This window comes from Glutamicibacter sp. X7, assembly GCF_054889245.1.
Genome location: NZ_CM142678.1, coordinates 1,287,668 through 1,312,124 on the forward strand (window position 1 = coordinate 1,287,668; position 24,457 = coordinate 1,312,124).

The window sequence follows — 24,457 nt, forward strand, 5'->3', positions numbered from 1 at the left end:
CAGCTCCATCTCAGGATAGCGAGCACAAGGGACATCTTAGTACTTCAAGGTAGAGGGCGCGCCGCAGGCAGACCGAAGGTGCGAAGCAAGGTCGGTTGACTGGGCTTAAGTTTGCCATGTCGTTAGTGCATGGCTGCTTGGGCGCTTGCTTGCCTCTCTTCGATCTAAGGCAAAGGTATCAGAGATACTAACTCGTCGGAGGCCATGCCGTGAGTGAGGGTCGATGAGTCTGAGAGCCACTTCAAACGGGCGTTGGACACCAGAAACCACGGATTGAACAGGAACCAGTGGTGAACCAGTAGTGCTACCGTTTTCCATCCGGGGCTTACCACCACTGACGGCGCGTGCGATACACGATCCTTTCAGGAATCTCAGAAGGTGACAGTGGGCGATCTGGACGTGGTCGCACGTTGTACGGGGTGATGCGCTCTTTATTATTGTTAATTCGAAGTAGGTCGACTTCTAGCTGAGGCATGTGCTGTTCGAGTCGTTTGAACGTCTCTTCCAGCAGCAATTCGAGTCGATGGGTTTCTGCTTCGGCAGCCTTCATTCGTTCGTGGGACGTTATCGCTCGGTACCCGCACCACTGGCGCAGAAGTTCATGCCGTGGGCGGTCGTACTTCAGGTACCAGTCGTATTCTTCTTCTGGCGATCGCCGTCCGTCGTCAATGTCGAGGATCGGCGTCTTCTGGCTTCCGTACTTGCACTTGAGCCACGATTCTTCTTCTTCCTTGAACACCATGTCGAGTATCGCCGTTGGATTGGTTCCGCAGAGGCGCTCGGCGATGGCTGCCGAAGCCTGTGGGGACAGGACGAATGCACCGTCGACATGAACTGAGGAGTAGTGCTCAGCGTACTTGCCGAGATCCAGGCCCAGCATGGTGCTGAATATTTCCTGGTCTTTAACATTCGTTGTGTCATTGATTGGCCGCCAGCCAAGTTCTGCTACTTCCGTTGGGACAAGCAGATCGAAGACCTGATTGATGCAGTCGCGTTCCACGTCATCCAGTGAATCCTCCCGACGGATCCTAGACCATGCTTCTTGGAGGCGATCATAGGCATCAACGTCGGACCACGGGACGCGGATCCGGTTGCCTGGGACCGTTTCCTGGCGTCCATCATTGAATGTCACCAGCATCTTGGGTTTTGACTTCGTGTAGTCGACGGAATTGATCAGGATCCGTTCGGAGGGGCTCGCATCGCGATGGCGATACACCCAGTATTCGCCGGGTTTGGCAGTAGTCCCTTGTGATGTCATGCACCGAATATACCGGGCTTGCTGCCTTCCCTTCCCGCCGGTCGACGTTTATTTCCAGGTGCGGTCAGTCGAGCGTGGACAGCAGTTCGGCAGGCTTGACGCCCAGGCCATGTGCGAGCTTGACGATAACGTCAAGGGTCGGATTCCGCACGCCGCGCTCGACGCCGCTGACGTAGGTCCTGTCCAGGTCAATGTGGTGCGCGAAGGCTTCCTGGGAGGTCCAGCCCTTCTCTTTTCGCAGCTGCTTGACCCGCTCGCCGAACGCGCGGCGATGCTCGGGAATATCCATACGTCCACGTTTTCGCTACGATGACAATAGATCCACGGACTATGAGTCACATCGTTGAACCATTGGATGGGAGTGCGATGATTTCGATCACGAATGCGTACCGAGGGCTGAAGGAATTCGAGCAGTCCTGCGGCACGGCGTTCCCGCAGTCATGGGAACAAGCGCCGCGTCCACGGACTACGGGAGGAGCGCGACCATGAGGCAGTTGCCCAGCGATGTCTTCGCACAGCGCCTGCGCGAGGTGCGGCGGCGAGCCGGCGTTTCGAGAACGGATCTGTCGCGCAGGATCACGCTGTTCCTCGGCGGCCCCATAGAGCCGACGCTGGTGCAGCGATTCGAGGAGGGGACGCGCGCTCCGCGCCTCGACGAAGCCGTCGCCGCAGCCGATGCCCTGGACATCTCGCTCCTAGATCTGATCGAGATGGGCGACAGGTCGCGGACCAGCGAATCACAAGGTGTCGAGGGGGAATCATGAACGAGCCTAAAGACGGCCAGGATGCTTCTTCCGCCGGCACTTTGCTGACGCGCGTCCCGGGTCGTGCGCGTCCTCGTGCGCAGGTGATGGCGGATTTCGAGGAATCCGTGGCGGAACTGAAGCGAAGGTACCATTCGGCGCTGTGGCCCGTCATCTTGCCGAAGACCGAGGAAATGCACCGTTGGCGCATCCAGCTCGAGTGCGGCTGCACCCGCGAGGTGCTGACCAACGGGAAGGACGATTTTCCGGACAGCAGGTCCTGGCACGACGTGCTCTCGGGCCGCCCCCTGCCGCTCGGCGAGTGCTGGTGCTCGAACGACCACGGCGACGTCGAGGAAATGTACCGGGACATCGTCGAATGGATCGACAGCAGTGTCAAAGAGTTCCCGGCCGACCCCGAGGAATGTCCTGACGATGAGGATCCGGAGTACTGGGCCATTGCCAGACGCCCGGAGCCCCATTCCTCGGCCTTCTGGCGTGTCCGCTTGGCCTGCGGGCACTTCGACGAACATGTCCCGACTAGCGTCGAATGGAAGCCCGAGAAGGGGCCCACGCTGGTCTCCGAGCAGCGGGCGTCGGAGATGCGCGGCGAGTTCGAGGCGCTCTGGTCGGTCCTGGGCGACGAAGCCTGGCCGGAGGAAGGACCTGAGCGCGACCACACGCTCAGGATGCTCGACCAGCGCTGGCCCAAGCCCGAGCCCGAGAGGCGGTGCCTCGTGTGCCGGTACGCTCAGCGCATCACCGGTTACCAGCGAATCGGGTGGCTGGTGCCGAGGACGGACGTGAAGAAGGCAGCAGATAAACGGGCCACCGCCGCCCGCGAAAAGGCAGAGCGGCGGCTGGCCATGATCGAGGAGGAAGCAGCGCAGCTACGCGAGCAGCTTGGTCGCGCATCACGCCAGTGACGTTTGCCAGGCTCGCTGAATGCTTGCAACCATCTTTGACCGTTTCAGCTGTGTTTCGTAGACTGTACGGTGTAACGCCCCGGTGACTATTCGGGCCATTCGTGGCCAGGACTCCCGGGGCTATAGCTTTGTCCCGGATAATTGTGGCTTGTTTTCAGACAGGCCGGCCACCAAGTGTGCGGCTATGCACGGGGCCGACGCGTGCGGCATGCACCTCCAACGCATCTGGAGCCACTTGTTCGGGATCACCATCGCCACCGTGCAACGAGCGAGTGCCGCATCGCTCTTGCGTTGGGACGCGGATATTCAGCCTGCCGAGCCCAGAAGCGTTCGTGGGCCAGATGCGTTATATTGCTGTCGACTGAGCTGCTCTTGCTTCTGGACTATGGCCATTGGAAGAGGTTGATCTGCGTAGGACTGCAGTCGTTGGTTCTCTTTGCGAGTCCGGTAGAGTCCTGGAATCGGGGTGATTAGTGCTCACGGATAATAGAGCCATGGAAAGACTGATCGATTTCGCGCGCGACCGAAATATGCTCTGCAATAGTTGTCGGAACCAGTTCCTCGCCAGCCTTGACTGGATCGACCGCTGGGTGCAAAGCGACGAGCGGTGCCCTGGCTGCGGCCTGACTTGTGAGCATGAAGACGCACCCCGTGTGTCCATCGATCCGCGAGACTTCGCACTAGTCGACGACAAGGTGGCTAAGTTCAACTGGTACCACACCAGCACTCAGCCGGATTGGCCGGCCACCGATTACGACCCGACAATTGGCTTGACGGCGGATACCCGCGCCAGGATGGGTGGCGATGAGCGAGTCGCTGCGTGGGCAGAGCGACAGCGTGCCAAGGCTCTCCACGTCGGAACCTACGAGGCTGCGGTTCACAACATGCTGCGACGGATGCGCGACCAGGGAGACAGGGGTAGTCAATTCTACTTGTATCGCGTGCACCTGAAACCGTCGGTAACCGTACGAGAAGACTGGCTCATTGACCCCAGCAATTTGGTCGGCGACGTCGTCCTCGAAGAGGTGTGCCCGCCAGGTGTTGACGTTGCCCGCTATCTGAACTACCACGAGGATCCGGGCGGGTTGTCTCTCGCATTGGGGCGAGGAGCAATCGCAGGAGTCCAGCGCTTGGTCGTACCTCTTCCAGATGCGTGCCAGGCCGACGATTGGGCGAACGAAGCAGTCGTCGCACTTGAGAATGCTTCCGACGTGCTCGTTCCAGCTTCCGGGAAGTTTGGTCGTTTTATGCGCCCGTCGTCCCAAAGAGCGTCCGTCGCCCGTAGCCTCGGTGCGGCACTGGCCGCCAGTTTGCCAATTAATCTTCGGCGTCTGTTCGAGTCGACCGTGACTTTCGACGAAGGAGATTCACCTGCGCAATGGGCTTGCCGGACAATCGGCTTATTCGACCTGATTGCGAATCCGTCGCGCGCGCTTACAGAGCTTGATCAACAAGGGCACCGTACTGTCTGAAGCGCGCATCGTTGTTCGTCTCGACCTGTCCGCGCGGGGAGAATCAATTCTCGAAATGTGCTTGAGCGCCTGTGATCGTCAACGCCTTGAGCTGCGCGACTCTATCTGTGACCATCTGGAAACCTTTCGCCGGCCCACATGATCATCGCCCTTCGCCCGACGTCATCTGGACCTCGCCCACAGATGGTTCAATACGGAACTTTGACAATCTACGGACCTGTCACCATAGGGTTGATCTGGGCGGCTACTTCGGCGGTCCGAACAGCAGACGGAGAGAAGAATGAGCGACAGCCTCGACCTGAAGGCCCAAGGGCCCTACAACAGCCAGCGTTCAGGACAGCAGATCGACGCGAGCGTCCTGATCAGTGAAGCCCTCGACCACATGACTGCGGAACAGATCGCCGCGATGTCGAGTGACGAGCTCGACGACGCTGCCATGTCCTGGATCGAGTCGGGGGCTGCCGAGGGGTTCCTGCCCGAAATCCCCTGGAACATCACGGACGACCGGTTCAGCCATGCGCGCGCGGTCGTCGACGTCGTCATAGATGCCATCCAGTTCGATGAAGCTCATGGCAGCCACATTGAGCTCACCGTCGACCTCCACGAGACCGAGGAAGGATTCCAGAGGCGCTTGGACGCTGAGTCAGCGTCTGCTGGAAGCCTCCGTAGCGCAGAATAATCGCGTTAGGGACCTCCGCATCACAGCACCGCTTTCGCGCTTACTTGGGACCAGTGTTGGGCCAATACTCGCTGGCGCTGAAGTACTGCTTTTCGGAAGCGGGTCCAGTCAGAATTCGAGAGGTCTTGGTCGCTTCGGTCCTTGCTGGCGCATGTTCCGCCTCTACCAGCCGATTTCCGTACCCCGCCAGGAGTTCGGCGAAGGGACGGTTCTGCAATGGTCGCGCCGACTGGCGTGCGGATTTCCGCGGCGACCGGGCTCGTGCGCTCATGACAGCCATCTCATCGGCTTTGTGGCCGATCGCCCACAGCTTTCGAATCGCTGGGCAATCGTAGGGCTGCAACCTTCGCAGGTCGCTACTGGAGCGACGGCACAGGTTCAGGCAGGCATGCCACTCGGTGCTCCGCTCGACGCTGATCTTTGCTTTGGCGATACTGATTATCATCAGGGCGGCGAGGCGGTGCACTTCAACACGGGTGCCCGTACCTTGGCTGGATGCGCGGGCCAGTTCCTGCCCTTCAATGATCAATTCATCGGCGTCTACCGAACCGCCGTTGATGAGAGTGTGCGCGTCGTCGATGGCGACGATGAGACGATCTGCGAAATCTGAAGCATCCATGGGATTCCTCCTTAGCTGGTTTTGGGCACAAAAAAAGAGAGCCTAAGCTCTCTTAACGCAAAAACGGCACACCTCTGCCACTGGGTAGAAGCGTGCTTAAATAAAAAATGAACCCGTGCTTGTCTGGGTTCTATTCTGTAGGGACTTTATCTGACGTAACCATCATCACTTAAAAAATGTACCGTTTGCAAGAGCTGGAGAATACGAGTTTCTGTGGCATGTGATTCGTTGCATAATCTAGTCTGTGGATGCGTTGAAATCCTTGTCGAAAGGATGAGTTGGCCGATGCCTGAACTCAGCTCTATGGCCGTTCGACGGGAGCGGCTTCCTTGAGCCACTCAACCGGTGAGCTGCCCAGCCCGTCGGCCAGGGCCGCCGCGGTCTCGCGCCACGAGATGAGCTCAGCGTTCGCGAGTCCGGGGTCGCCGTGAGCCGATGCCGCCGCGGCCGCATCGGCGATATCCTTCGCGCAGGCCTCCCGAAGGGCTGCTGGCAAGTCCTGCATCCAGGGGAGCGCTGCGCTCATCTTCTCGACGTCCGTGGGTCCAATCCTATGCCAGCACCCTGGCGTGGGGAACTGGTAAGAGGCAGGGCCAAGCCCAGGGAGCCCAGCCTGCCTCATTCCTCGGAGTACGCTCCGTCCCCGTTCAGCGCGGTGTACAGGGTCTGCCGGCTGACGCCGAGCTCCCGGGCCACCGCCGCCTTGGGGACGCTGCGGGCAATGAGCTCCCGTGCGGTGAACAGTTGCCCGTCGGTGAGCTTCGGCTCGCGCTCGTACACGCCCCTGGCCTTGGCGATGGCGATGCCCTCGGCCTGGCGTTCCCGGATCGTCGCGCGCTCCAACTGGGCGACCGCGGCGAGGATCGTGAGCATGAACTCGCCCTGCGGCGTATTCGTGTTCAGCGCCGGGTTGTCCACGAACTCGACGGCGACGCCCTTGGCCGCCAGCTGCTCGACCAGGCCGAGCAGGTCCCGGGTCGAACGCGCCAGCCGGTCGGGCGACTTCACCCGGACGACGTCGCCGTCGCGCACGTAGGCGATCATCTCCTGGAGCCTCTCCCGGTCGCCGGCGCTCTTCCCGGAGGCCTTCTCTGCGAACAGCCGATCGACCTCTCCGATGGCTTCGAGCTGCCGTGCGTCGTTCTGGTCGGCAGCGCTGACGCGCACGTACCCGACCACCTGTCCCTTGTGTCCAACCATCTTTAGAACTCCTCTTCACTTGTGTCGAATGCGTGCAGAACCGACCTCGTTGGACGTTGCTGCGGTCTATCTGCGTTGTGTCCTTCGGGGTATACCCAATTGGACGATCGTTCATTGGGCCGGCCCCGCTGGCGCAGGTCCGTTTCGTCTACCCGGCCCGGTCGGCCTCGATCGCGGCGAAGGCCGCCATGAGCATGAGCTTGGGCAGCCACTGATCATTCAAGGAGTCCTGGTCGGCCTCGATCGAACGGATCCTCACGCCGCGTTCCAGCAGGTCTCCCACCACCGAGGCGACGTCCTTCAGCGACCGGCCGAGGCAGTCGAGGCTCACGACGACGACCTCGTCGCCCTCGACCAGCCGGGCGTCCAGCTCCGACCAGCCGGGACGGTCCTTGATCCTGCTGCCGCCAGGGGAGTGGTCGGAGCGGATGCACCGCTCGTCCACGCCGTCGTCGACCAGCGCCTGGCGCTGGAGGGCATCGTGCTGTCCGTCGTTCTCATTCGTCCTGGTGTATCCGTAGCGCATGGTGCTTCCTTTCTTCGGGAGCCGTCCCGCTTCTGCGAGGCGTGCAAGGGACGGTGGGATGTTCGGGTCTGGGATGTGCTTCAGCCGACGGCGAAGTTGGCCACGGTCTCGCCGGCGTCCGAGCACAGCGCGGTGAACTCGTCCTTGGCTGCCGCGACGTCGGTGTCCGCGGTCTCGGTGAAGCCGACGCGGATCGTCGACTCCGTCTTCTTCATGGAGCTGGTCTCGCTGTCGGCGTCTCCGATCCAGGGGTCGACGCCGTCCCAGAGGACCTGCTCGTCGCCCAGCTGGCCGCTCGCTTCGGTGACGACCTGCCCGGTGCAGAGGACTTCCTGGTAGGTGATCTTCTCGCCGTCGATGTGCCAGTAGGTCAGCCAGGGGCCGACGACCTTGGGCGGCGAGAGCAGTCCGCCGCTGCGGTTGGCGACGACGTAGACGGTGCCGGTCTCCGGTGCCAGGTCGACGATCTCGGCCTTCGGAGAAGCGCTCTCGGCGAGCTCGGTGCTCCCGGAGTCCTCGGCACCGCTGGAGGCGCTGCCGTTCCGTGGCTCCGGGGCGCTGGTCACGGGGGACGGCGGCGGGGCTTCGTCCATCGGCGCGGCCTCGACGACGACGCAGCCGGTCAGGGCGAGCGCCGCCAGGGCGAGGCCTGCAGCCGTGCCGATGGTCTTGTTCGTGGTCATGATGGGGGATTCCTTTCCGTGGAGGGGATTCAGCGCGATGGCCAGGTCGGCGACCGGGGAGCTGCACGAGTAGCCCGTCAGTTCTCTGCGGCGTCGGCCGGGGAAGCCTGGGTCCTCACCTGGACGCCGCTCTTCGACTTCAGCTTCGCGGCCAGTCCGCCGAAGAGGTTGGGGGCCACGATCAGCGAGGCGACCAGCGCGGCGGCCGCCCCGGCGATCCACACGTTGTCGAACACGCCCAGCACCACGCTCAGTCCCCAGCGGGCGACCATGAAGGCGACCGTGTAGGCCAGGGCCATGGCGGCCAGCCGCCAGATCGGGCTCTTGGCCTGGAACTCCTGGAACTCGCGCAGGAAGGTCTTGATGTTCCCCGAGGTGGCGGCGAAGTCGCCGCCCTTCTTCTCCGGCAGGACGATGAGCCCGACCTTCGCCATCAGCTGCACCATCTGGAAGAAGAAGACGGTCAGGCCCGTCGCGGCCAAGTCCAGCATCCCGGCGTTGGAGATCGCCCAGGCCGCCATGCCGACGGCCCCGCAGGCGAGCAGGGTGCCGAGGACGGTCCACGCGTGGTTGTCGGGACCCCGGTCGATCTTGATGTTGACGTTCTGTTCACTCATCGGACTGCGCTCCTTCGCTGTTCTCGATTCGTCTCGGTGCGGATCGGCTCGGAGGCCTCCCCGTCGTCTCGTCCCGGCTGGTGCTGCGCCGGCCGGGTCCTCTGCGGCCTTCGCCCATTCAACGGCTGGTACCTCCCTCGCCATCGAAGACGATGAAGTCGTCCTCGTTCTCGAAGACCGGTTCTTCCTCGGTGGGCTCAGGTGGCATCGGTGGATCCTCGCGTTCGGGCGCTGCCGCCTGGACGACGCTTCCTTCGCCAGGAGCGGGCGCGTTCTTAGGCTCGCTCCGGTGGCCGGCGAACGGCGCGAGGACGACCAGGTCCTCGTCCGCGACCTTCGCGAACGAACCGTCGGCGTTCTTCTTCGCACCGGCCTTGCCGATGCCGGACCGCGGCTTCACCGCAGCCCATCCGGACTCGCGGACCAGCATCCCGGCCAGGAGCAGCCCCAGGCCGGCCTGGACCCACAGCCAGGTTGGAACGAGGATGGGAAGGTGCACGTGCAGCGCCGGCGGCCAGGCCACGAACCACGCGCCGGGCCCGAGCCCGGACAGCTCGCGGACGGCGGCCCCGCTTCCCAGCAGGAGCAGGCCCGCGGCGAACCACGGCCACGCCCACAGCCGGCCGAGCCTCGGCGCGCTGCGCCAGAGCAGGTAGTAGACGCCGGCCGCGAGCATTGCTGCGGGCCACAGGGCGAACCAGGCGAGGGCGAACAGCAGGGGCACTGCGATGAGGCGCAGCAGCTGTTCTCCCGAGCCCTCGTCGGTCGCGAGCATGCGCCGGAACAGCGGCGGGGTGATGTCCTCGTGCCGCGACGAGTCGGCGACGCCGGTGCGGGCCAGTCGCGCGGCGCGGGCCGCCCGCCGCTGCAGCAGCTCGGAGCGCCGACGCCGCGAGGTCCCGGGCCGGGAGCGCGCCAGCAGCCAGGCGCTGCGCTCCTTCTCCCACCGCTGGGCGTTCACGGCCGCTCACCTGCGGCGCAGGGCTCCAGCTCGACGATGGACTGCGCGGGTAGGCAGGCCTCGAACTGGTCGACGGCCATGCCGCTGCCGAACGAGCCGCCGGCGACGAAGCCGAAGAGGTAGATGCCCGCGACGGCGACGAGCAGCGCGGCGAGCTTGAATCCGATCTTGCCCATGGGACGCCTGCCTTCCAGGTCAGAGGTGCCCGGACAGCACGAAACGCCGGACACCCGTAGTCGGGGTCGATCGACCAGTGTCGATCAGGCGGCTCGTCTCCGCCTCAGCGTGCTTCTATTCTAGACTGCCGCCTTGAATTAAATCAAGCCTTCCGGGATGATTGATCCATGAGGATCGAGATCGACGACGAGCACGCCGCCCGGCTGGCCAGGCTCGCCGACGGCGCGGGGATGTCAAGCGCGCGCTGGGTGCGCGGCGCGGTCCTCGCGGCCGAGGCCGATCCGCTGCTGGCGGCGAAGATCGCCGAGATGGCCCCGGCCAGCGCCCACGGCGGAACGCGCCGAGGCGCTGGCAGGCCCAGAAGACCCGAAGGCGGCGACGCCGCCGATCCCCGGCAAGGGGCGTAGGACGCCACGAGACGGCGGTAGAACGAGGCCCAGGGACCCCTGGCACACCTCGACGAACGGAGGAGATGCGGGAGGGGCAGCCATGAGAGCTCCCACCGGAAAGAATGCAGCGCAGCACCGGGGCGACACCCCGTACGCGGGCCTGGTCCTGGTCGACCAGCCCGCCGACGACGGCAGCGGGATCGAGCCCAACGCGGGGCAGAAGGCCGGGCAGATCGCCGCCACGGCTCCGCACCTGGCGGTAATCGGCAAGACGGGCTCGGGCAAGACGAGGTCCTGCCTCGGGCCCAACGTGGTGCTCTGGGGCGACCGCCCGGTCGTCGCGATGTCCTCGAAGGGCGACCTCGCCGAGCTCACGATCAGGCAGCGGGCCCGGAGCGGCCCGGTGTACCTGCTCGACCTGTCCGGGGAAGTGCGCGAGTCCGAGCTGCACGGCATCGACGTCCAGCGGGTCGTGGCCGACCCGTGCGCCCTGGTGTCGAACGACGACGAGGCCGTGAACATGTCCAGCCTGCTGCACGCGGTCGGCACCCTGGGCGCTGGCGGCACCGGCGGCTCCAGCGACGAGTCGGCGCAGTGGAAGGCGCTCGCGACCAGGCCCCTGGCGAACTTCCTGCGCGCCGGCGGCTGGCTGCCGGACCCCGAGGACCCGACGGGGGAGCCGCTCTGGGGCGGAGGCATCGCCTGGGCCCTGGCAGCGGCCGAGGACATCGGCGGCGACGAGGACCAGCCGGACCCCGACGCCCCGGTCGACTACGCGACGCCGAACTGGGACACGGCGTACCTGCGCTCGAAGGCGCTGCTGCGCTCCCGTCACGCGCAGTCGCTGCTGGCGGCGAAGCGGCGGGACCCGAGGCAGCGGGACAGCGTGGCGATCAACTGCCTGATGGCGCTGACCCCGTGGACGCTGGAGTCCGTGGCCGGCGACGGCACGGGCATCCCGTTCCATCCCTCGATGCTCGAGGAGCGCGGCGCGACGCTGTACATCGTGTCGCCCTTCGACGGCAGCGCCGCCCCGGCGGCGACGGCGGTGATCATGCAGTGCATCAACCACTGGCGCAAGCGCGTCGGGCGGCTCGACCCGCTGCTGATGGTGCTCGACGAGCTGGCGAACGGCGCGCCGCTGCCCGCGCTGCCGCAGATCGTCGGCGAGGCCCGCGGCCTGGGGATCCGCATGGTCGTGGGCCTGCAGTCCTCCAGCCAGTTCGAGCCGCGCTGGGGGAGCGCCGGGCTGAAGATCCTGCGCGACACCTTCCCGGCGGTGCTGGTGTACCCGGGGACCGGGGCCGCGGAGAAAGACTTCTTGGAAGACGCGGCCTGGGCAGCCGGGGAAGAGGAGCGCACGACCTCGTCGACCGATGCCACTAACCGCGCGTCCAGGTCCCGGGACCGCGTCGAGGCGCAGAGCGCGGCGGAGCTGCTGCCGCGGCGCAGGGGCCAGGCACGGCTGCTGGTCGGCGGCGGGCCCGGCCTGCTCGTCTCCGTCCCCGACATCGACTCGACCAGCCTGCGCGCGGGCTGACCCCGGGGCAGCGAGGAGGGCCGGGACCAAGCGGTCCCGGCCCTCCTCGCTGCCCTCCTTCCGTCGAGCCGCTACCTGCTCATGCCGTGGCTGCGCTCCTTCTCGATCTCCTTCGCGGCCCGGTTCGCGGCGCTGGTCTCCGCGCGGGCGGCCCGCAGCTCGTCCTGGATCCGTTCGCGCCCGCGGTCCGCGCTGTCCGGCTCGTGCTCGTCGGCCTGGTGCTGGCCGCGGTCCTGCTCGCGCTGCTCAAGCCGCGACTGCTCGGCCTGTTCCTGATCGGTGCGCTCCTGCTCCTGCTGCCGGCGCTGCGCTTCTTCCAGCTTGGCCCGGTCCTGTTCGCGGGCCTCGGCCTCGGCTTCCCTGCACTGCTGCTCCTGCGCTTCCTGGCGGCGCTCCTGCTCCAGAGCCGCCTGGCGGCGGGACTCCGCCCAGACCTCCTGGCCGCGCCGCTGGCGCTGAGCCTCCTGCTGCCTGGCCTGCTGGAACTCCTCGGAGCCCAGCGCCTGCTCGCCGAACCGGCGCTGCACGGCCCGCTGGCCCTGCGTCGCGAGCAGGCGCTGCATGCGCGCCGCCTGCCGCTGGTCGATGTTCTGGTTCTGTGCCATCGTTCTTCCTTTCCCTGTGGTTCTACTGCGCCGTGCTCCGGCGCAGCTGCCGTGCCTCCTGGCGGTACCCTCGGGCCCGTGCCCTGGTCTCCTCGACGGCGTCGAGGTCCTGGTAGTGCGACCGGCTCGGACGTCCTCCGGCCATCCAGCTGCCGTGCGAGAACGCCTCGGCCTCGTCGGCCTGCCGTTCCAGCGCCCGGGCCATGGCATCCAGCCGGTCCGCGCGGTCCTTGCTGCTGATGATCATTGCTTCACCTCCCTTCACATCCCGTGTCCGTGGTCCTGGTCCGCCTGCCTGCTGCGGTCGTTGGCTTCCCGGCTCTCGGAGCGGGCCGCGTCGAGCCGGCGCTGCAGCGGGGTCCTCTCGGCCTGCGCCCCGGGCGTGTCCTTCTCCAGGGTCCCGGAGCCGAGGTCCTGCTCCAGCCGGCGGTGGCGGTCCCGGTGGTAGGCGCGTTCGTGCCGCAGCTCGTCGCGGACGTCGCGCTGCCCGACGGGGCGGCCGTAGGGGTGCTGCTTCTCGTCCTGGCGGATCGCCTTCTCCAGCCGCTGGTCCTCCCTGTAGGACTGGTCCTTGAGCTCGGTCTTGTCCACGTACAGCTCGAGCTGCTCGCGCAGGCCCGGTTCGAGCCGGGAGGAGATCTTCTCGAGCGTCGAGCGTCCTAGCCCGCCGCAGGAGCGGATCCGTGCCACGAAGGCGGGGTCGGGCTGGTACCCGGCATCGCGGTAGTCCTCTTCGAGCGCCGCCAGTCCGTCCAAGCGCCGCTGCATGCTCTCCGAAAGTCTGCTGCGCCCGATCTCGCGCAGCCGCGACCGGAACGCTGGCGGCGCGGCTGCTTCGGACTCATCCTGGATCGAAGGTTCCTGCGGCGGGTTCTCGGGCGATCCAGCGATTGCCGTCCGGCTCCCGTCCCAGGCGTCGTCGTGCCCTGCCCGTTCCTGCCTTGCCAGCTCCTGCTCGTGCCGCAGCCGTTCGAACTCGGCCTCGTACTCTCTGCTGCTCAGCCAGTCCTGCAGGTCCTGGACCGGGTCCTTCGTCTCCTGCTGTGCCAGCGTGGCGCGCTGGAGCTCGGCGTTGCGCTCCATGGCTGCTTCCACGTCGGCAACGCGGAACCCGTCGCCGAGGCGCTGGCCGCGGCGGGTGTGGGCGCGGGAGGGCTCCGCGAGGGTGCCGTCGGGCTGCCTCAGCATCATGCCGTAGCCGATGTCCTGCCCGCGACGGGCCACCGTCACGCCGTGCTCGCGGCCGATCGCCGTCGCGTCGTCCCAGGACTGCAGGCGCGGGTCGGCGAGCGTGCGGCGGATCCGCGCTTCGAGCTCGATCTCCGAGAACCGCTCCTTCGGGGGAGCGGTGCCGATCCCGGCGGCGACCTCCCGGTCGCGCTCATTGAGCCGGTACCGGTCGAACTCGCGCAGGCGGCGCTCCTGCCGCGCCTGCGAGGCCGGTGGCCCTTTCTGGTGCTGAAGGCGCACGGACCCTTCGGCTGCACTCAGCCTGCGCCGCAGCATGCTCGGCGAGAGGTCCTTGCTGGCGGGGTCGGCGAGCACGGCGGAGCGGGCCTCGTCCATCGCCTGCTGCGCTGCGGCGGAACTGGCCTTCATGTCGGCGCGCTGCTCGAAGCCCTGCTCGGCGAGCACGCGGTCGTGGGCGAGCGCGAGGCGGGCATGGGTGACGAGGTTGCTGTCGATGCTCTTGCCGGTCTGCGGGTGGACCGCGCCGATGATGAGATGGTTGTGCACGCATCCGGAACGCCCGGAGACCTCGGTGGCGATGAGCACGGGATGGCCGGGGAAGCGGTCCTCGGCCAGCGCCCGGCCCAGGCGCTGGGCGGTGTCCCACGAGGCGGGGTCGTCCGGGTCGAGCTCGTCGTGGCCGAAGCTCTCGACCAGCGAGTAGGCCTCGACGTATTTCGACTCATAGAGCGTCCGGCCTTTGGCGTCCTTCAATGGCACCGGCCGGCCCTTGGCGTCGCGCACTGTCTTCCCGTTCTCGTCGACCGCGCAGCGCGGCTGCATCCCGTCCTTGCCGTGCAGGGCGCGGATCTCGGCGAGGCGCTGCTCGAACATGGGCACGGCGGCGTTGAGCGCGGAGATTGCGACCGCGCCCTTCTTGGCGTAGCTCTGCGCGCGCCCGCTGGTCCGCGTCGACTGAGAAGAAATGATCGCCATCGTCAGCCCCGACCGTCGCCGGCTTCCGCGTCCGCTCCAGCCGGGTCTGCGCTGGCGAACGCCACGAGCGCCGCCTCCATGCGAGCTATCGCATCCTTGGACTCCTGGACTGCGAGGAAGGCATCGCGGAGCTCAGCAGGGGAGACGCTCTGGTCGAAGTTGAGCTTGCGAGAGATGTTGTAGAGCGAGCCCTGCGAATGGGAGAGCCTGTTCCGACACTCACTCAGACCGTCCCAGAGTTCCAACGGGAGCTCGACGGTGCGCGAAGAGGTCCATGTCTCGGGCTGGCCGGCCATGACTCGGGCGGCCTTCTCGCTGCCGACCAGGAGCAGGCGCAACGCGTCGGAGAATTTGACGTCGTCCGCGTCGACGCCGCGCGTCTTGGCGAGGGAGGAACGCATCGAGGCGACGGCGGCTTCCTCGGCGGGACCGAGGCGCAGGGCGCGACGAGTGGCGTAGTTGACCGGCTTCGGCCGACGATGCTTGCGTGAATCGGGGAGAGCGGACATGGGCAGAATCCTTCGATGGATCCCATGCGTCCGGCGTCCGGGAGAACTGAGGTCGCGCCACCCAGAATGAGTTGGATGTGGACGGTGGTGATGATGCGACCTGCTGTAACCCCAGTCTAGGACCGACCCGTACACCCTGGCAACAAAGGCGAGGACCAGTTTGAAAAGTCAGACAGATGGCCTCGCAAGCTCGGCCATCTGCTGTCTTTTCCTGGTCCATCGCGCTGCGCGCTCTCCGAGGAATCCGGCTCCGCTCGGCCCCACCCAGCTCGTTGCTCCGCGCCTCGCTGGGTCCCTGTGGGCCGGCTCCGCCAAGCTGCTGTGCGCTGCGCGCCTGGCGGCGACGAGAGTGCAGAACAGCGAGCATTTGAGCAAGTGCTGGCAATCGCGGAACGATTCCGGTGCCAGAGTTGGACTTGTCGAGGTCTGCAGCTGGTCCCGGAACAGCCCGCATGGAGACCGGAGGAAAACCAGAATCAGGCCATGCAACGGACACTAATCGTGCGTCGCCCCGGTATGGTCCGTTGACGGTCTCGCCGAGGTCTCTAAAAGGGCCGCAGGCGGGCTTTCGATGGTCTCGTTCGGGGCGCGGTGGGACCCGAATGAGGCCAGGCCTCTCTCGGGTCTTGTCGCGGTCTGATGATGGGCGGCTGCCGGTCGCATCCTGGTCGCATCGGGACCTGAAGCAGACCCGCAAAAGACCCGGACGAAGCGCGGTTCATGCCACGTGCGACGAGTGGCCTTTTCCGGGACGGAGATGGGCCAGAGCTGGCCACTACGAGACCAGCGAGAGACCATCATGAGACCAGGCAGCTCCGTCAGATGATTTTGCCCGAAGACTTTCGCAACCCATTTCCCAGTCGCGCCAGACGACCAACGTTCGCACGGGCCACTGTGCTCCGCAAAGCTTGGCCCGAGTTTCTGCCAGGCACCGGCGAACAGCGTAGGCCAGCCTTTCAACGGGGACTGATGTCATCGGTAAGCTCCCCGGCCTTGGCCAGCACCGAGTCTTGGCTAGACGTAGAATTGGTCGTATTTCTCGTCATGAATAACGCGGCCGGCGGTCTCATCGGTGATCCAGGATACGCCGTTGAGCGTTCAATCATAATGAAGCGGAGGTTCCAGCCCCCCGCCAGACCTGCCGAGCCTTTTACCTCTATACCGTCCGGGCTTGATGGGCCGTGAGCGGTCAATGTGACTACTTACTCATGCTAGAGCGCTTCATCGATCTATTAATTTATTGGCCGCGTGCGTGGCCTTGGTGCCGCGGATCTGGCCCGGGAATAAAGCACCAGAGACTTTTATTCGGAGTCAGCGTCCAGGCTAGGTGGGACCCAGCGTGTCGCTCAGAGCAGTGCGACCAATAGTGTGGGACGCGCCAGAACGAGCCCGATGAAGCGACTGCCGTGTACTGGACCGAGAGTACTTGAACGCTAAAGATGTCGAGGGGGAACAAGTGCATTCAGGCGTCGGGCCCGCCTTACACCGTAGGCCACATAGTCTGGTAGGGCGTCCGGGATCTCGAGGGTGCATCCTCTACGCCAGCTGTCGGAATCGAGGCCGGGAGAACACCAATCCTCACCGGCGATGGCCTGGGTAACGACTATCGTCCAGGTGGCAAGTTCGTCTTTGCTGTGGATAACATGTCCTTGAAGCGCATCGGGGTACTCAGCACTGACATCGGATACATTTGCGGCCAGATTTCCTTCGTAATAGAGGAAACCCAACGAAATGTCGTGATTGATTTGTGTGGTCGTCTCGTAGAACGGCGTAAACGATAGGCGTCCCACGAACGTATAACCATAGAAGTATTGCTCGCCGTTGATCGTTACTTGACCGCAGATGACTCGAGCGTCACCGCCTGGCCGACGGTTATCCATCCAAGCCCGCGCTTGAGCAATGTTCGCCCGAGGTTCCTCCGGGTGTAAGGGATCAGAGATCCCCGGTTGGTTCATAAGAGGAAAACCAGTCCACTCGTCGTGTTGGTCGCGATGAACGATGGTTGGGGCAATCTCAGCGTAGAAGCGCAATACGGCCATCATGGTACTCATCAGCTCTTTGCCTTCGAGATTGGACTCATAAGCAGGCTTGAGTGCTTGCGTGCCAGAACGCAACTTTCCATGAATTTCGTCGGGAATAGCTTCCCACTCGGCATAGGCTCGTAATCCAAATATTCCGCCGATCAGCGAAACAGTGTCGCTCGGCTTGACCACATGAAGCACATGCTGCGAGACGTTTCGCACGTACTTCATGGCATCAATAATGTCTACGCCTGCATGACGCGGAGTTTCATAGAGGGCCTTATATGACGCAGCATCGACGATAGCATTTGAAAACCAGTCGTTGAGAACCTGGCAATTGGCGATGAACGCACGAACCGTCGAACCGAGCTCAGAACCAGAGGCTGTCTGCGCGTAATACCTAGCAGCGCCTGTTTGCAAGTCACGCATGACGGTACGTAGCGGGTCTAGCTCGTTCTGCTCAATCTTTACAATCATGTGTAGATCACAGCGTCTTTCGTGAGATCAGAAGTAAATTGGCGTCCAGAGAATGTATATGAGTTTACAGTTTTTCAACAATTAAACCGAGTTGAAATCTATTCGGCCAGGCGAATTCGATCCATTGGTGCCATTTGAGTAAGGTCGCGGTTCAACAGAGCTTTTAGGTCCGACGGGTTCATCGTTTGACAAGCAGGGAACTGTCCGTAGGCAACATCAAAAATAGTCAGCCGTAAGATTCGGGTTTTCAGGGGTTCGCAGCGACCATCGCAGCGGCCCTGTCGAGCAGGAACGGTCGGCCGTTGCGACGCTCCGTGTGCTTGGACCGGCTCGGGAGCGCAACCAGAGCTGCCTTGTAGAGCAGCCAGGCCTGTTCTCCAGCGGAGTACCTAGTGAAGTTCCGGAATCCGACGACGACCAAGTGACGGCGCATCTCCTTGTATAGCGTTCCGAGGATCGAGAACTCCCAACGCGAATGGTCACCGCCAAAGTCGTCGAGGCGCTTCAGACGCTGACGAGATCCGTCCAGCGTCCTTTGAATGATCAGCTCGCCGCCCTTGATGCTGGGAGCCTCGTCATCGGTGCCGATAGCCGTCGCGCAGGCGTTCGGTGACGGCTTCGCCTTCGAAGCCAGGGAGGCGTAGAGCTCCTCGATCGAGGCGAATGGAGCTGTCACGAGGTCCTGGGCGCGGGCCTGAGACCATATGCCCGCGCTGACTGGCCTGCGCGTGAACGTCACCCAGTGGTCGAGCAGGATCTCGTACCATCCGTGCTCCTCACGCAGCACGCGCTTCGATGATGCGATGCCGTGGTGATGGAAGTTGTCCGGTATCGCGGCCACGAGGTGATAGCCCCGACCGGACATCGAGGTCTCGGAGTACAGGAACCCGGGCAGTGCGAGCAGATTGGCGGCGATCTCAGCCGGGCAGGACGGTTCGACGTCGATGACCATCAGGCCATCTACCGCCGCCTGCAGGTAGAAAGCCGCATTGGCAGCGTTCGGAAGCGAATCCGCCAGATCCTCCAGTGTGACGAGGCACTGGTCGCTGATCGACCAGGCCCCGCGCACCCGACCAGTATCGAGCAGGGCGCGCATGTCGATGGGCGCCTTGCCCTTCGCAGTGATGTCGTTGCCCAGGCGTCCGGAGACCGTCCAGCGATGCGCCCCGGCAAGGGCCTTGATCGCCGAGTTGCCATAGAACTCGGGGAAGAGAGACGTGGGTGAGACGTAGAAGCTCATTACTGTCCGACCTCCTGGGCATCAACGCGGTCGGCGACGATCCGGTCGAATGAGGCGAGCGTCAGGCCCAGCCGGCCCAGTTCGTCGAAGAGGCGCTGGTCGATGGACTGCGAGGCACGGGCCATCGACTGGAGACTTGCTTCTCCGTGGAACTTGGGACTCTCCCTCAGCACCAGCGCTCGTTCGCCAGCGTCCCCGGGATGCATGCCGTCGGCGATGAGGCGTTCGGTCCACCGCGCGACGTCGAGCTCGTGCAGCTCGCGAGCTGCCTGCACGACGGCGATGTCAGCGGCAGTGATGAGATCCGCGCCAGGAGGCACCAGGACCCAGGTCTTCGGGCGCTTGCTCTTCGGGTCGGGCACGACCTGCTCGACGGTCCAGCCGGCCTTGCGGAGGTCTGGGGCGACCTTCTTGAGCTTCCCGCTGACGCCACGCTGCTCGGGCCAGAACTTGTCATCGAGGGGTCGGGGCAGCAGTGCGTGCAGGTCCTTGCCGGTTCCTTCCCAGCGATCGGTGATCTGTGCAGAGATCGCAGAGAGGAACTTGTCGGTGGCGACGATCTCCTCGGAGACCAATTCCTGCGACCGGACGTAGTGCTCCAGCCCATTCGTGCCGGTGGCGAGATCGACTGCCGCCAGGATCTCGGCGAAGTCCGCCATGCGCGGCTTCTCGTCGAGGTCCACTTCCGGAAGCTTCTCGAGGGTCATCGCGACGAGGTCGAACAGTCCGCCGACCATCGAAGGATAGGCCTCGTCCCACATGGCATTGAGTTCGCGTTCTGAGCGGCGCGAGCTCCTGGAGATCACGCAGAGGTCGGCCCAGACGCACCGCTCAGCGAAGTCCCCGGCGAGGGCTCCGACATCGATGCCGGTGAAGCCGACCACGCCCTGGAATGCGATGATGCGCTGTTCGTCGTCGGTGTACAGCGCCCTGTCGACGTCCGAGCCGCCGGTGACGGCCTGGCAGAGGATGTCCGACATCCACTTGGGGATTGACGACAGGTTGTCGAAGCCGGAGGACCTCGATCCGTGCAGCGAGTGAAGGAGCTTGCTGGCGTCCTTGGGCGGCATCCGAACTTCGGCCTTGGTCGGGTCGAAGAGCTGGAAAATCCTACGCATGGCGCTCGACTTGGCAGTGCCCTGTTCTCCGAGCAGTGCCAGGACAGGGCAGGGGAGACCGACGAGCATTACGGCTCCGACGAGCCAGCCGCGGATCACCTGCCGGTCGTGCTCGCGAGGCGAGTTGACGAAGTTCCAGAGCAGATCGAGGTTGCCCCCAGACATCGGGGTCGGCAGCGCGAGGGTCAGGGCCGAGCGGCGGAAAAGAACTGGGACATCGGCGTCGCCGTCGAGGATTTCCCAGCCGGCGGCGGTGATCCGGACGACGCGTTCGGTCTGGTCTCCGAGGTCGACATAGACTTCGCCGTCGTGCGGCCGTGCCACCCTCACCGCGAGCTCGACCGGCTCCGTCTCCGTGGCCTCGAACTCGAGGACATCCAGCGCCTCGGCCAGGGCGTTCTGCGACGCGGTCTTGCCGCTCATGCGGTAGAAGAGGCCGCCCAGCTCCTTCCGGAGCGATCGCTTGCCGCCCTTGAGCGGGCGCGTCACGTGGCCTCCCTTGCGTACGGCGAAGGGCTTGTCGTCGGTGTCCACGCCGAGGTCGTAGCACTCTAGCGCCAGCGCGACGAGCTGCTGCGCCGCCGACTTCTTCCCGGGTGCGCGGCTTGCCTCCGAGAAGTCCTGGTTGTCCTGCGCAGCGTTGCTGCGCGCAACGGGTTCTGACATAATGGTGTTGTCCTTTCGGATCGTCCACGAGCGGCCACTCGTGATCTGATTGGGTGATGCATTTGAAGAGCCCTCGCTTCGGCGGGGGCTTTCTTCGTGGAATCAGGAAACGGCGACAAGCCTACTCAGTTCAGCCTTGAAGTCTTCGGGCAGGCGAGGCCAGAGTTCGATGATGCGCTCGGCGAGCCAACGCGGGTCGACGGGAGAATGGCCGCTGATTTCGGCAGCTACGACCGGATGGACGACTCTTTTGAGATCTGACTCGTAGACACGGAATTCTGATCGCATGCCGATGCCGACCCGGTGCGCCGGCAACAGGCCGGAGTGGATGTATTCTCGAACGGTCTGGGGGTGGCGCTTCAGCCGTCGCGCGACCTCGGGAACAGTCAGTTCGTCGTCTTTGCGGTGATCGATAGAGCTGGTGGCAGGAGTCGCAGCCATCGCGTTCGTCCTCTCGGAGAGATCGTATTCTCGATCCGAGTCCGCGCCTGCCTCAGCCGCGACGGCCACTACGACCGAACGCTCTTGTGCGGCCGCATCCTTCAGAGGACGCTAAGCGATTGGCCGCACGCGGAGGGCTGCACTTCCGAGTGCCGCCTTACTTCCATCCTAAACCAACTGTGTTGGTCCATCAACTACTGAGTCCATGTAATGTTAGATCAACACATGCGGTCAAGTAGACGAGGAGCAGGTGTGCCAAAGTACAGTGAAGTGTTCGCTGGACGCCTCAAAGAAGAGCGTCAGAATGCGGGCATGAGCCAGGCGGAGTTGGCGGAGCGAACGTCGGCGATACTGAACGTCAATCTCGATGCCAGTGCGATTTCGAGGATCGAGAACCCCAACTCGGGACGCATGATCAAGCTCGATGAAGCCGCGGCCGCTGCCGAGGTGCTCGGGATTGCGCTCAGCGCCCTCGTGAGCAACGGCGGGAGGATCGAAGCCAGGATCGCCGAACTGCACCATAAGCTCTCGAAACAGAGCGAGCGCGCGAGCGGTGCCGAGTGGGAATTCCACCAGGCACAGGCCGCGATGGTCGCCATCGAGCATGAGATCGCTCAACTGGAGGAAGGGCGAGGCGACCGGACGCCCGGCCAGTACCGACAGAATTAACTTGAGCAGTCGTCTCGTCGTGGTGCACCGTCCGTCCGTCCAAGTGCGGCTCGGGCGGCCTGCACAAGCGCCGGCTTCGGCATAGATGCCGCGGAACTGCGGAAGTTTTCCACCTGCTTCTCTTTGCATGCAATGCCCCTATCTTCTTTTCGACCAACAAGGAGAGAAATAGGGGGATTCCGTCCGCATTTCCGCGCAGCTGCGCCGCTTTCGTGAGCGTCACCTGCGCAAATGGGTGCCGGAAGTCGGTGCGGAACGCAAATCGGAACCCGTAGCGCAGCGAGTTCCGCCGTGGGTTCCGCCGAATCATTCGACGCTTTCCTGCATCATCCAGTCACGGCACGAACGGGTGTGAAGCCTCGGGCAGAAGATGCCCTTGCCCGTTCTGAGGCGAAGCGCTGGACCCCGCTAGCCGGTATGAGGATCTAGCGGCGATCCTTGAACCAGTTCAGGATTCCTCGCGCGTCCTTAACCTCGGTACTGGACTCGCCGCTTTGGCCGTCATCATCCTTGTAGGAATTGTTAATTCGTATTCCGACCTCGTCGGTGAAAGTATCCGTGGTGGTCTCCACCCGGGTGTATTTCCCGTCTGAGCTCCAGCCAGTATAACTGCTCGTCCGAGTTTCCGACTTGCCCCGATACTCGTCGTAGCCGTCGACGAAGTCATTCAAGAATCGTGCCTCGTCGTCCGTCAATCGTGCGTTCGAAACGTCAATGTGCTCGCTGATGTGCTCGCGCATTTTCTTTTTCTCGTTGCGATCCATGATCTCTCCAAAAGTGATGTTTCAGCGACCTTCGAGTACCGGTCATTTCGAATTAGTGACCCTCTACAAGCTGTGCAGAGTTGAAGTGAGGAACGTGTTTGTGGTTAGCAGTGGCCTGTAATCATGCATACAACCTTACTCATGAACTAAGTGAGCAGGACTATTCAAAGTTCGGTCTAAATAAATTGCTTCGAGATCGACGATGCGGCGCGACGGCTTGCCACGGCATCAACTAGGACTTGAACGCGACGTTCTATCGAAGCTCCTTGTCGCGCCGTTCCTCGGGCGATGATCTACGGCAGTCGATCCGGTAAGTCAGTCATCCCACAGGGTTGCGAATGGACCTTGTCCCAAGTGCGCCCTGAGCCTTGCTGAACCTTCACGATAGTTAAGCTCGAAGCGTTCGACGGGTTTTGATCGACTTCCCTGTGCCCAATTGGGCCGACATGTAGACCCCGGATACTTTCTCTCGGAGAACTTCACGTGAAGAAGCTATCAGTCTTGTGGCGTGGAGATAGTCGACATACCAGCTGGAATTTGCGCCGGGTTCAAGTTTATATGGCAGATCGGGACCAATTAATTCACCCAAAGGTACAAGTGACATGGTGCCGCCTCGAGGAAATAACGTGATTTTCTCGATAATGACAGGTGCGCGTCCATGGTTAGTAATCTGGATTCCAATGGCTTCAACTCCGGAAATGCCCTGTTGGAGCAGTCCGTCCAAACTGCGCTTCTTCTCATCGCTCCCAACCGGACCCGTGTATGCCGCAGCGCTAGACACCAGCCCATGCAGAAGCGTTGCCTTGGGCCGGCCTGCTGACAGCAGGTATTGCGCGATCTGCCATCCTATTGAAAGTGCGGCTATGACCAAGGACAGCAATGAGATGATGAGCGCAATCGACTCTGTATTCATAATCAAAATGCTAGCCAATGAGACCAGCGAAATAAGCCAATAATTTGAGCGAGGTGCAAAGTTCTGGATTGAAACTTCAAGATTTTTCTAACAGCCGGTATTAATTAGACTTATGACGAGATTAGACACCCAGTGGGCAGTTGCCGAAATTGATGCGTTCCTGAAAGTCACTGCACAAGTGACCCCGAATATGGGGCCAGGAGTTGCTTACTTCGGTACGGTGATGGTTGGCCCCAAAACTGAGGCAGCACAGCGGGCACACGTCATAGAACAGATTCTCGATCGCGTACTGCCGGGGTGGGCTAACGACCGCCCTGCGAAGGACAAGGATTACACATGGCTTCGTGACCAAGCATCCAGAGCCAGAGCCGCCCACATGCGGCAGGACGAATTGGCTGAAAAGTTGGGCGACAATGCCCCAGACATGGATGCCGCTAACCTCCACCCCTGGGCATGGGAGAATGGCCGATCGTATTGGAACACGGGACACTATCACCAAGCCGTGATGCAAGCCGCCATCCGGATCAACGCCGAGACTCAGGCGAAGCTTGGGAGAATGGACATCTCCGAGACTGCGCTTTTCAATGAGGCCTTTTCGCTGGCCGAGCCCAAGGACGACGCCCCTAGGCTCCGAGTAGCAGAAGACGACGGCGGTAAGACGTACCAGAATCTCCACCGAGGTGCTCGGGCATTCGCGGAAGGCCTCTATTCGGCCATACGCAATCCTGGTATGCACCAGCCCTCGACTGACTCTGGGGGACAAGAACAACTGGCCCTGGAGCAATTGGCTGCATTCAGCCTTCTGGCTCGCTGGGTCGATCAAGCGAAAGTTGTGCGTCCTTGATGGATGCACCGTCGCTGGACGTAGCGCTCAACCCAGATAGTTGGGTATGGAGATCATGCCGCCTTTGAGATGCGGATTGCGGGTTCTGCGTTGGATTGCTGGGGCCTCAGCGCCGCCCCTAGCCGGTCGCGCATCTCATCAGTGAACGCAGGGCGGGTGGCGAGGAAGCGCTCGATCGATGCTTCGAGATACTCCTCGGCGGTGGTGTGCTCGGCGACTGCAGCGGGCATGACG

Annotated in this window: 29 protein-coding genes; 8 read left to right on the top strand and 21 right to left on the bottom strand. The window is 63.4% G+C overall.

Features of this window, described 5'->3' with window-relative positions; genetic code table 11:
- Positions 1 to 325: 325 nt before the first annotated feature.
- Positions 326 to 1,258: a hypothetical protein gene (locus tag ACYU0X_RS06270; protein WP_461902454.1), complete on the bottom strand. Its 933-nt coding sequence runs from the start codon at positions 1,256 to 1,258 to the stop codon at positions 326 to 328.
- 64 nt (positions 1,259 to 1,322) lie between these two features.
- Positions 1,323 to 1,547 (bottom strand): helix-turn-helix domain-containing protein, encoded by a 225-nt coding sequence (locus ACYU0X_RS06275; RefSeq protein WP_418908907.1) that lies wholly within the window; start codon positions 1,545 to 1,547, stop codon positions 1,323 to 1,325.
- 196 nt (positions 1,548 to 1,743) lie between these two features.
- Between ACYU0X_RS06275 and ACYU0X_RS06280 the strand changes: the two genes are divergently transcribed.
- From ACYU0X_RS06280 to ACYU0X_RS06295, 4 genes are all read left to right on the top strand, one after another.
- Entirely contained in the window at positions 1,744 to 2,022 is a 279-nt protein-coding gene (locus ACYU0X_RS06280; protein WP_418908908.1) for a helix-turn-helix domain-containing protein, read from the top strand.
- Positions 2,019 to 2,927 (top strand): hypothetical protein, encoded by a 909-nt coding sequence (locus ACYU0X_RS06285; protein WP_418908909.1) that lies wholly within the window; start codon positions 2,019 to 2,021, stop codon positions 2,925 to 2,927. The genes ACYU0X_RS06280 and ACYU0X_RS06285 overlap by 4 nt, the downstream gene beginning before the upstream one ends.
- 494 nt (positions 2,928 to 3,421) lie before the next feature.
- Positions 3,422 to 4,399: a hypothetical protein gene (locus tag ACYU0X_RS06290; RefSeq protein WP_418908910.1), complete on the top strand. Its 978-nt coding sequence runs from the start codon at positions 3,422 to 3,424 to the stop codon at positions 4,397 to 4,399.
- Positions 4,400 to 4,679: 280 nt separating this feature from the next.
- Positions 4,680 to 5,078: a hypothetical protein gene (locus tag ACYU0X_RS06295; RefSeq protein WP_418908911.1), complete on the top strand. Its 399-nt coding sequence runs from the start codon at positions 4,680 to 4,682 to the stop codon at positions 5,076 to 5,078.
- Between the two features lie 40 nt (positions 5,079 to 5,118).
- Here ACYU0X_RS06295 and ACYU0X_RS06300 read toward each other — a convergent pair whose 3' ends face one another.
- The 8 genes from ACYU0X_RS06300 to ACYU0X_RS06335 form a co-directional block, all read right to left on the bottom strand.
- Positions 5,119 to 5,697, bottom strand: a complete 579-nt coding sequence (locus ACYU0X_RS06300) for a hypothetical protein (RefSeq protein WP_418908912.1) — start codon at positions 5,695 to 5,697, stop codon at positions 5,119 to 5,121.
- A gap of 301 nt (positions 5,698 to 5,998) precedes the next feature.
- Entirely contained in the window at positions 5,999 to 6,193 is a 195-nt protein-coding gene (locus tag ACYU0X_RS06305) for a hypothetical protein (RefSeq protein WP_418908913.1), read from the bottom strand.
- 122 nt (positions 6,194 to 6,315) lie between these two features.
- Positions 6,316 to 6,897, bottom strand: coding sequence for a recombinase family protein (locus ACYU0X_RS06310; RefSeq protein ID WP_461902455.1), 582 nt, complete (start codon positions 6,895 to 6,897; stop codon positions 6,316 to 6,318).
- Between the two features lie 148 nt (positions 6,898 to 7,045).
- Positions 7,046 to 7,423 (bottom strand): recombinase family protein, encoded by a 378-nt coding sequence (locus tag ACYU0X_RS06315; protein WP_418908915.1) that lies wholly within the window; start codon positions 7,421 to 7,423, stop codon positions 7,046 to 7,048.
- A gap of 80 nt (positions 7,424 to 7,503) precedes the next feature.
- A complete protein-coding gene (locus ACYU0X_RS06320) occupies positions 7,504 to 8,106 on the bottom strand; it encodes a hypothetical protein (protein WP_418908916.1) in 603 nt (200 codons plus the stop codon).
- A gap of 77 nt (positions 8,107 to 8,183) precedes the next feature.
- On the bottom strand, positions 8,184 to 8,723 hold the full coding sequence (locus ACYU0X_RS06325; RefSeq protein WP_418908917.1) for a hypothetical protein: 540 nt from the start codon (positions 8,721 to 8,723) through the stop codon (positions 8,184 to 8,186).
- Positions 8,724 to 8,841: 118 nt separating this feature from the next.
- Positions 8,842 to 9,684, bottom strand: a complete 843-nt coding sequence (locus tag ACYU0X_RS06330) for a hypothetical protein (protein ID WP_418908918.1) — start codon at positions 9,682 to 9,684, stop codon at positions 8,842 to 8,844.
- Complete coding sequence (locus ACYU0X_RS06335) at positions 9,681 to 9,860, bottom strand: hypothetical protein (RefSeq protein WP_418908919.1); 180 nt, start codon at positions 9,858 to 9,860, stop codon at positions 9,681 to 9,683. Before ACYU0X_RS06335 ends, ACYU0X_RS06330 begins: the two co-directional genes overlap by 4 nt.
- A 168-nt stretch (positions 9,861 to 10,028) precedes the next feature.
- Here ACYU0X_RS06335 and ACYU0X_RS06340 point away from each other — a divergent pair, with 168 nt between their 5' ends.
- Both ACYU0X_RS06340 and ACYU0X_RS06345 read left to right on the top strand, forming a co-directional pair.
- Positions 10,029 to 10,268 (top strand): hypothetical protein, encoded by a 240-nt coding sequence (locus ACYU0X_RS06340; RefSeq protein ID WP_418908920.1) that lies wholly within the window; start codon positions 10,029 to 10,031, stop codon positions 10,266 to 10,268.
- Between the two features lie 82 nt (positions 10,269 to 10,350).
- A complete protein-coding gene (locus ACYU0X_RS06345; RefSeq protein WP_418908921.1) occupies positions 10,351 to 11,790 on the top strand; it encodes a type IV secretory system conjugative DNA transfer family protein in 1,440 nt (479 codons plus the stop codon).
- 71 nt (positions 11,791 to 11,861) lie between these two features.
- On the opposite strand, the gene ACYU0X_RS06350 is transcribed toward ACYU0X_RS06345, so the two are convergent.
- The 8 genes from ACYU0X_RS06350 to ACYU0X_RS06385 form a co-directional block, all read right to left on the bottom strand.
- On the bottom strand, positions 11,862 to 12,395 hold the full coding sequence (locus ACYU0X_RS06350; protein ID WP_461902456.1) for a hypothetical protein: 534 nt from the start codon (positions 12,393 to 12,395) through the stop codon (positions 11,862 to 11,864).
- A gap of 22 nt (positions 12,396 to 12,417) precedes the next feature.
- On the bottom strand, positions 12,418 to 12,660 hold the full coding sequence (locus ACYU0X_RS06355; RefSeq protein WP_418908923.1) for a hypothetical protein: 243 nt from the start codon (positions 12,658 to 12,660) through the stop codon (positions 12,418 to 12,420).
- Positions 12,657 to 14,561 (bottom strand): relaxase/mobilization nuclease domain-containing protein, encoded by a 1,905-nt coding sequence (locus tag ACYU0X_RS06360; RefSeq protein ID WP_461902457.1) that lies wholly within the window; start codon positions 14,559 to 14,561, stop codon positions 12,657 to 12,659. Before ACYU0X_RS06360 ends, ACYU0X_RS06355 begins: the two co-directional genes overlap by 4 nt.
- A gap of 2 nt (positions 14,562 to 14,563) precedes the next feature.
- Complete coding sequence (locus ACYU0X_RS06365; RefSeq protein WP_461902458.1) at positions 14,564 to 15,070, bottom strand: hypothetical protein; 507 nt, start codon at positions 15,068 to 15,070, stop codon at positions 14,564 to 14,566.
- 1,433 nt (positions 15,071 to 16,503) lie between these two features.
- Positions 16,504 to 17,568, bottom strand: coding sequence for a hypothetical protein (locus ACYU0X_RS06370; RefSeq protein ID WP_418908926.1), 1,065 nt, complete (start codon positions 17,566 to 17,568; stop codon positions 16,504 to 16,506).
- 247 nt (positions 17,569 to 17,815) lie between these two features.
- Positions 17,816 to 18,808: a hypothetical protein gene (locus ACYU0X_RS06375; RefSeq protein WP_418908927.1), complete on the bottom strand. Its 993-nt coding sequence runs from the start codon at positions 18,806 to 18,808 to the stop codon at positions 17,816 to 17,818.
- Positions 18,808 to 20,592, bottom strand: a complete 1,785-nt coding sequence (locus tag ACYU0X_RS06380; RefSeq protein WP_418908928.1) for a hypothetical protein — start codon at positions 20,590 to 20,592, stop codon at positions 18,808 to 18,810. The genes ACYU0X_RS06375 and ACYU0X_RS06380 overlap by 1 nt, the downstream gene beginning before the upstream one ends.
- 102 nt (positions 20,593 to 20,694) lie before the next feature.
- On the bottom strand, positions 20,695 to 21,033 hold the full coding sequence (locus ACYU0X_RS06385; protein ID WP_418908929.1) for a helix-turn-helix domain-containing protein: 339 nt from the start codon (positions 21,031 to 21,033) through the stop codon (positions 20,695 to 20,697).
- A gap of 252 nt (positions 21,034 to 21,285) precedes the next feature.
- Between ACYU0X_RS06385 and ACYU0X_RS06390 the strand changes: the two genes are divergently transcribed.
- Complete coding sequence (locus ACYU0X_RS06390) at positions 21,286 to 21,702, top strand: helix-turn-helix domain-containing protein (RefSeq protein WP_461902459.1); 417 nt, start codon at positions 21,286 to 21,288, stop codon at positions 21,700 to 21,702.
- Between the two features lie 425 nt (positions 21,703 to 22,127).
- Here ACYU0X_RS06390 and ACYU0X_RS06395 read toward each other — a convergent pair whose 3' ends face one another.
- Entirely contained in the window at positions 22,128 to 22,466 is a 339-nt protein-coding gene (locus tag ACYU0X_RS06395; protein WP_418908931.1) for a hypothetical protein, read from the bottom strand.
- A 388-nt stretch (positions 22,467 to 22,854) separates the two neighbouring features.
- On the bottom strand, positions 22,855 to 23,379 hold the full coding sequence (locus ACYU0X_RS06400) for a phosphoribosylamine--glycine ligase (protein ID WP_418908932.1): 525 nt from the start codon (positions 23,377 to 23,379) through the stop codon (positions 22,855 to 22,857).
- A 112-nt stretch (positions 23,380 to 23,491) separates the two neighbouring features.
- Here ACYU0X_RS06400 and ACYU0X_RS06405 point away from each other — a divergent pair, with 112 nt between their 5' ends.
- Positions 23,492 to 24,223, top strand: coding sequence for a TIGR02391 family protein (locus ACYU0X_RS06405; protein ID WP_461902460.1), 732 nt, complete (start codon positions 23,492 to 23,494; stop codon positions 24,221 to 24,223).
- A 53-nt stretch (positions 24,224 to 24,276) separates the two neighbouring features.
- On the opposite strand, the gene ACYU0X_RS06410 is transcribed toward ACYU0X_RS06405, so the two are convergent.
- Entirely contained in the window at positions 24,277 to 24,453 is a 177-nt protein-coding gene (locus ACYU0X_RS06410) for a hypothetical protein (protein WP_418908934.1), read from the bottom strand.
- Positions 24,454 to 24,457: the final 4 nt, after the last annotated feature.

Coding starts and splice junctions, on each gene's coding strand:
- ACYU0X_RS06375 (WP_418908927.1), bottom strand. CDS start 18,808: ATGAGCTTCTACGTCTCACCCACGTCTCTCTTCCCCGAGTTCTATGGC.
- ACYU0X_RS06270 (WP_461902454.1), bottom strand. CDS start 1,258: ATGACATCACAAGGGACTACTGCCAAACCCGGCGAATACTGGGTGTAT.
- ACYU0X_RS06310 (WP_461902455.1), bottom strand. CDS start 6,897: ATGGTTGGACACAAGGGACAGGTGGTCGGGTACGTGCGCGTCAGCGCT.
- ACYU0X_RS06380 (WP_418908928.1), bottom strand. CDS start 20,592: ATGTCAGAACCCGTTGCGCGCAGCAACGCTGCGCAGGACAACCAGGAC.
- ACYU0X_RS06285 (WP_418908909.1), top strand. CDS start 2,019: ATGAACGAGCCTAAAGACGGCCAGGATGCTTCTTCCGCCGGCACTTTG.
- ACYU0X_RS06345 (WP_418908921.1), top strand. CDS start 10,351: ATGAGAGCTCCCACCGGAAAGAATGCAGCGCAGCACCGGGGCGACACC.
- ACYU0X_RS06405 (WP_461902460.1), top strand. CDS start 23,492: ATGACGAGATTAGACACCCAGTGGGCAGTTGCCGAAATTGATGCGTTC.
- ACYU0X_RS06315 (WP_418908915.1), bottom strand. CDS start 7,423: ATGCGCTACGGATACACCAGGACGAATGAGAACGACGGACAGCACGAT.
- ACYU0X_RS06280 (WP_418908908.1), top strand. CDS start 1,744: ATGAGGCAGTTGCCCAGCGATGTCTTCGCACAGCGCCTGCGCGAGGTG.
- ACYU0X_RS06335 (WP_418908919.1), bottom strand. CDS start 9,860: ATGGGCAAGATCGGATTCAAGCTCGCCGCGCTGCTCGTCGCCGTCGCG.
- ACYU0X_RS06300 (WP_418908912.1), bottom strand. CDS start 5,697: ATGGATGCTTCAGATTTCGCAGATCGTCTCATCGTCGCCATCGACGAC.
- ACYU0X_RS06325 (WP_418908917.1), bottom strand. CDS start 8,723: ATGAGTGAACAGAACGTCAACATCAAGATCGACCGGGGTCCCGACAAC.
- ACYU0X_RS06400 (WP_418908932.1), bottom strand. CDS start 23,379: ATGAATACAGAGTCGATTGCGCTCATCATCTCATTGCTGTCCTTGGTC.
- ACYU0X_RS06320 (WP_418908916.1), bottom strand. CDS start 8,106: ATGACCACGAACAAGACCATCGGCACGGCTGCAGGCCTCGCCCTGGCG.
- ACYU0X_RS06370 (WP_418908926.1), bottom strand. CDS start 17,568: ATGATTGTAAAGATTGAGCAGAACGAGCTAGACCCGCTACGTACCGTC.
- ACYU0X_RS06350 (WP_461902456.1), bottom strand. CDS start 12,395: ATGGCACAGAACCAGAACATCGACCAGCGGCAGGCGGCGCGCATGCAG.
- ACYU0X_RS06410 (WP_418908934.1), bottom strand. CDS start 24,453: ATGCCCGCTGCAGTCGCCGAGCACACCACCGCCGAGGAGTATCTCGAA.
- ACYU0X_RS06275 (WP_418908907.1), bottom strand. CDS start 1,547: ATGGATATTCCCGAGCATCGCCGCGCGTTCGGCGAGCGGGTCAAGCAG.
- ACYU0X_RS06290 (WP_418908910.1), top strand. CDS start 3,422: ATGGAAAGACTGATCGATTTCGCGCGCGACCGAAATATGCTCTGCAAT.
- ACYU0X_RS06395 (WP_418908931.1), bottom strand. CDS start 22,466: ATGGATCGCAACGAGAAAAAGAAAATGCGCGAGCACATCAGCGAGCAC.
- ACYU0X_RS06365 (WP_461902458.1), bottom strand. CDS start 15,070: ATGTCCGCTCTCCCCGATTCACGCAAGCATCGTCGGCCGAAGCCGGTC.
- ACYU0X_RS06385 (WP_418908929.1), bottom strand. CDS start 21,033: ATGGCTGCGACTCCTGCCACCAGCTCTATCGATCACCGCAAAGACGAC.
- ACYU0X_RS06360 (WP_461902457.1), bottom strand. CDS start 14,561: ATGGCGATCATTTCTTCTCAGTCGACGCGGACCAGCGGGCGCGCGCAG.
- ACYU0X_RS06295 (WP_418908911.1), top strand. CDS start 4,680: ATGAGCGACAGCCTCGACCTGAAGGCCCAAGGGCCCTACAACAGCCAG.
- ACYU0X_RS06340 (WP_418908920.1), top strand. CDS start 10,029: ATGAGGATCGAGATCGACGACGAGCACGCCGCCCGGCTGGCCAGGCTC.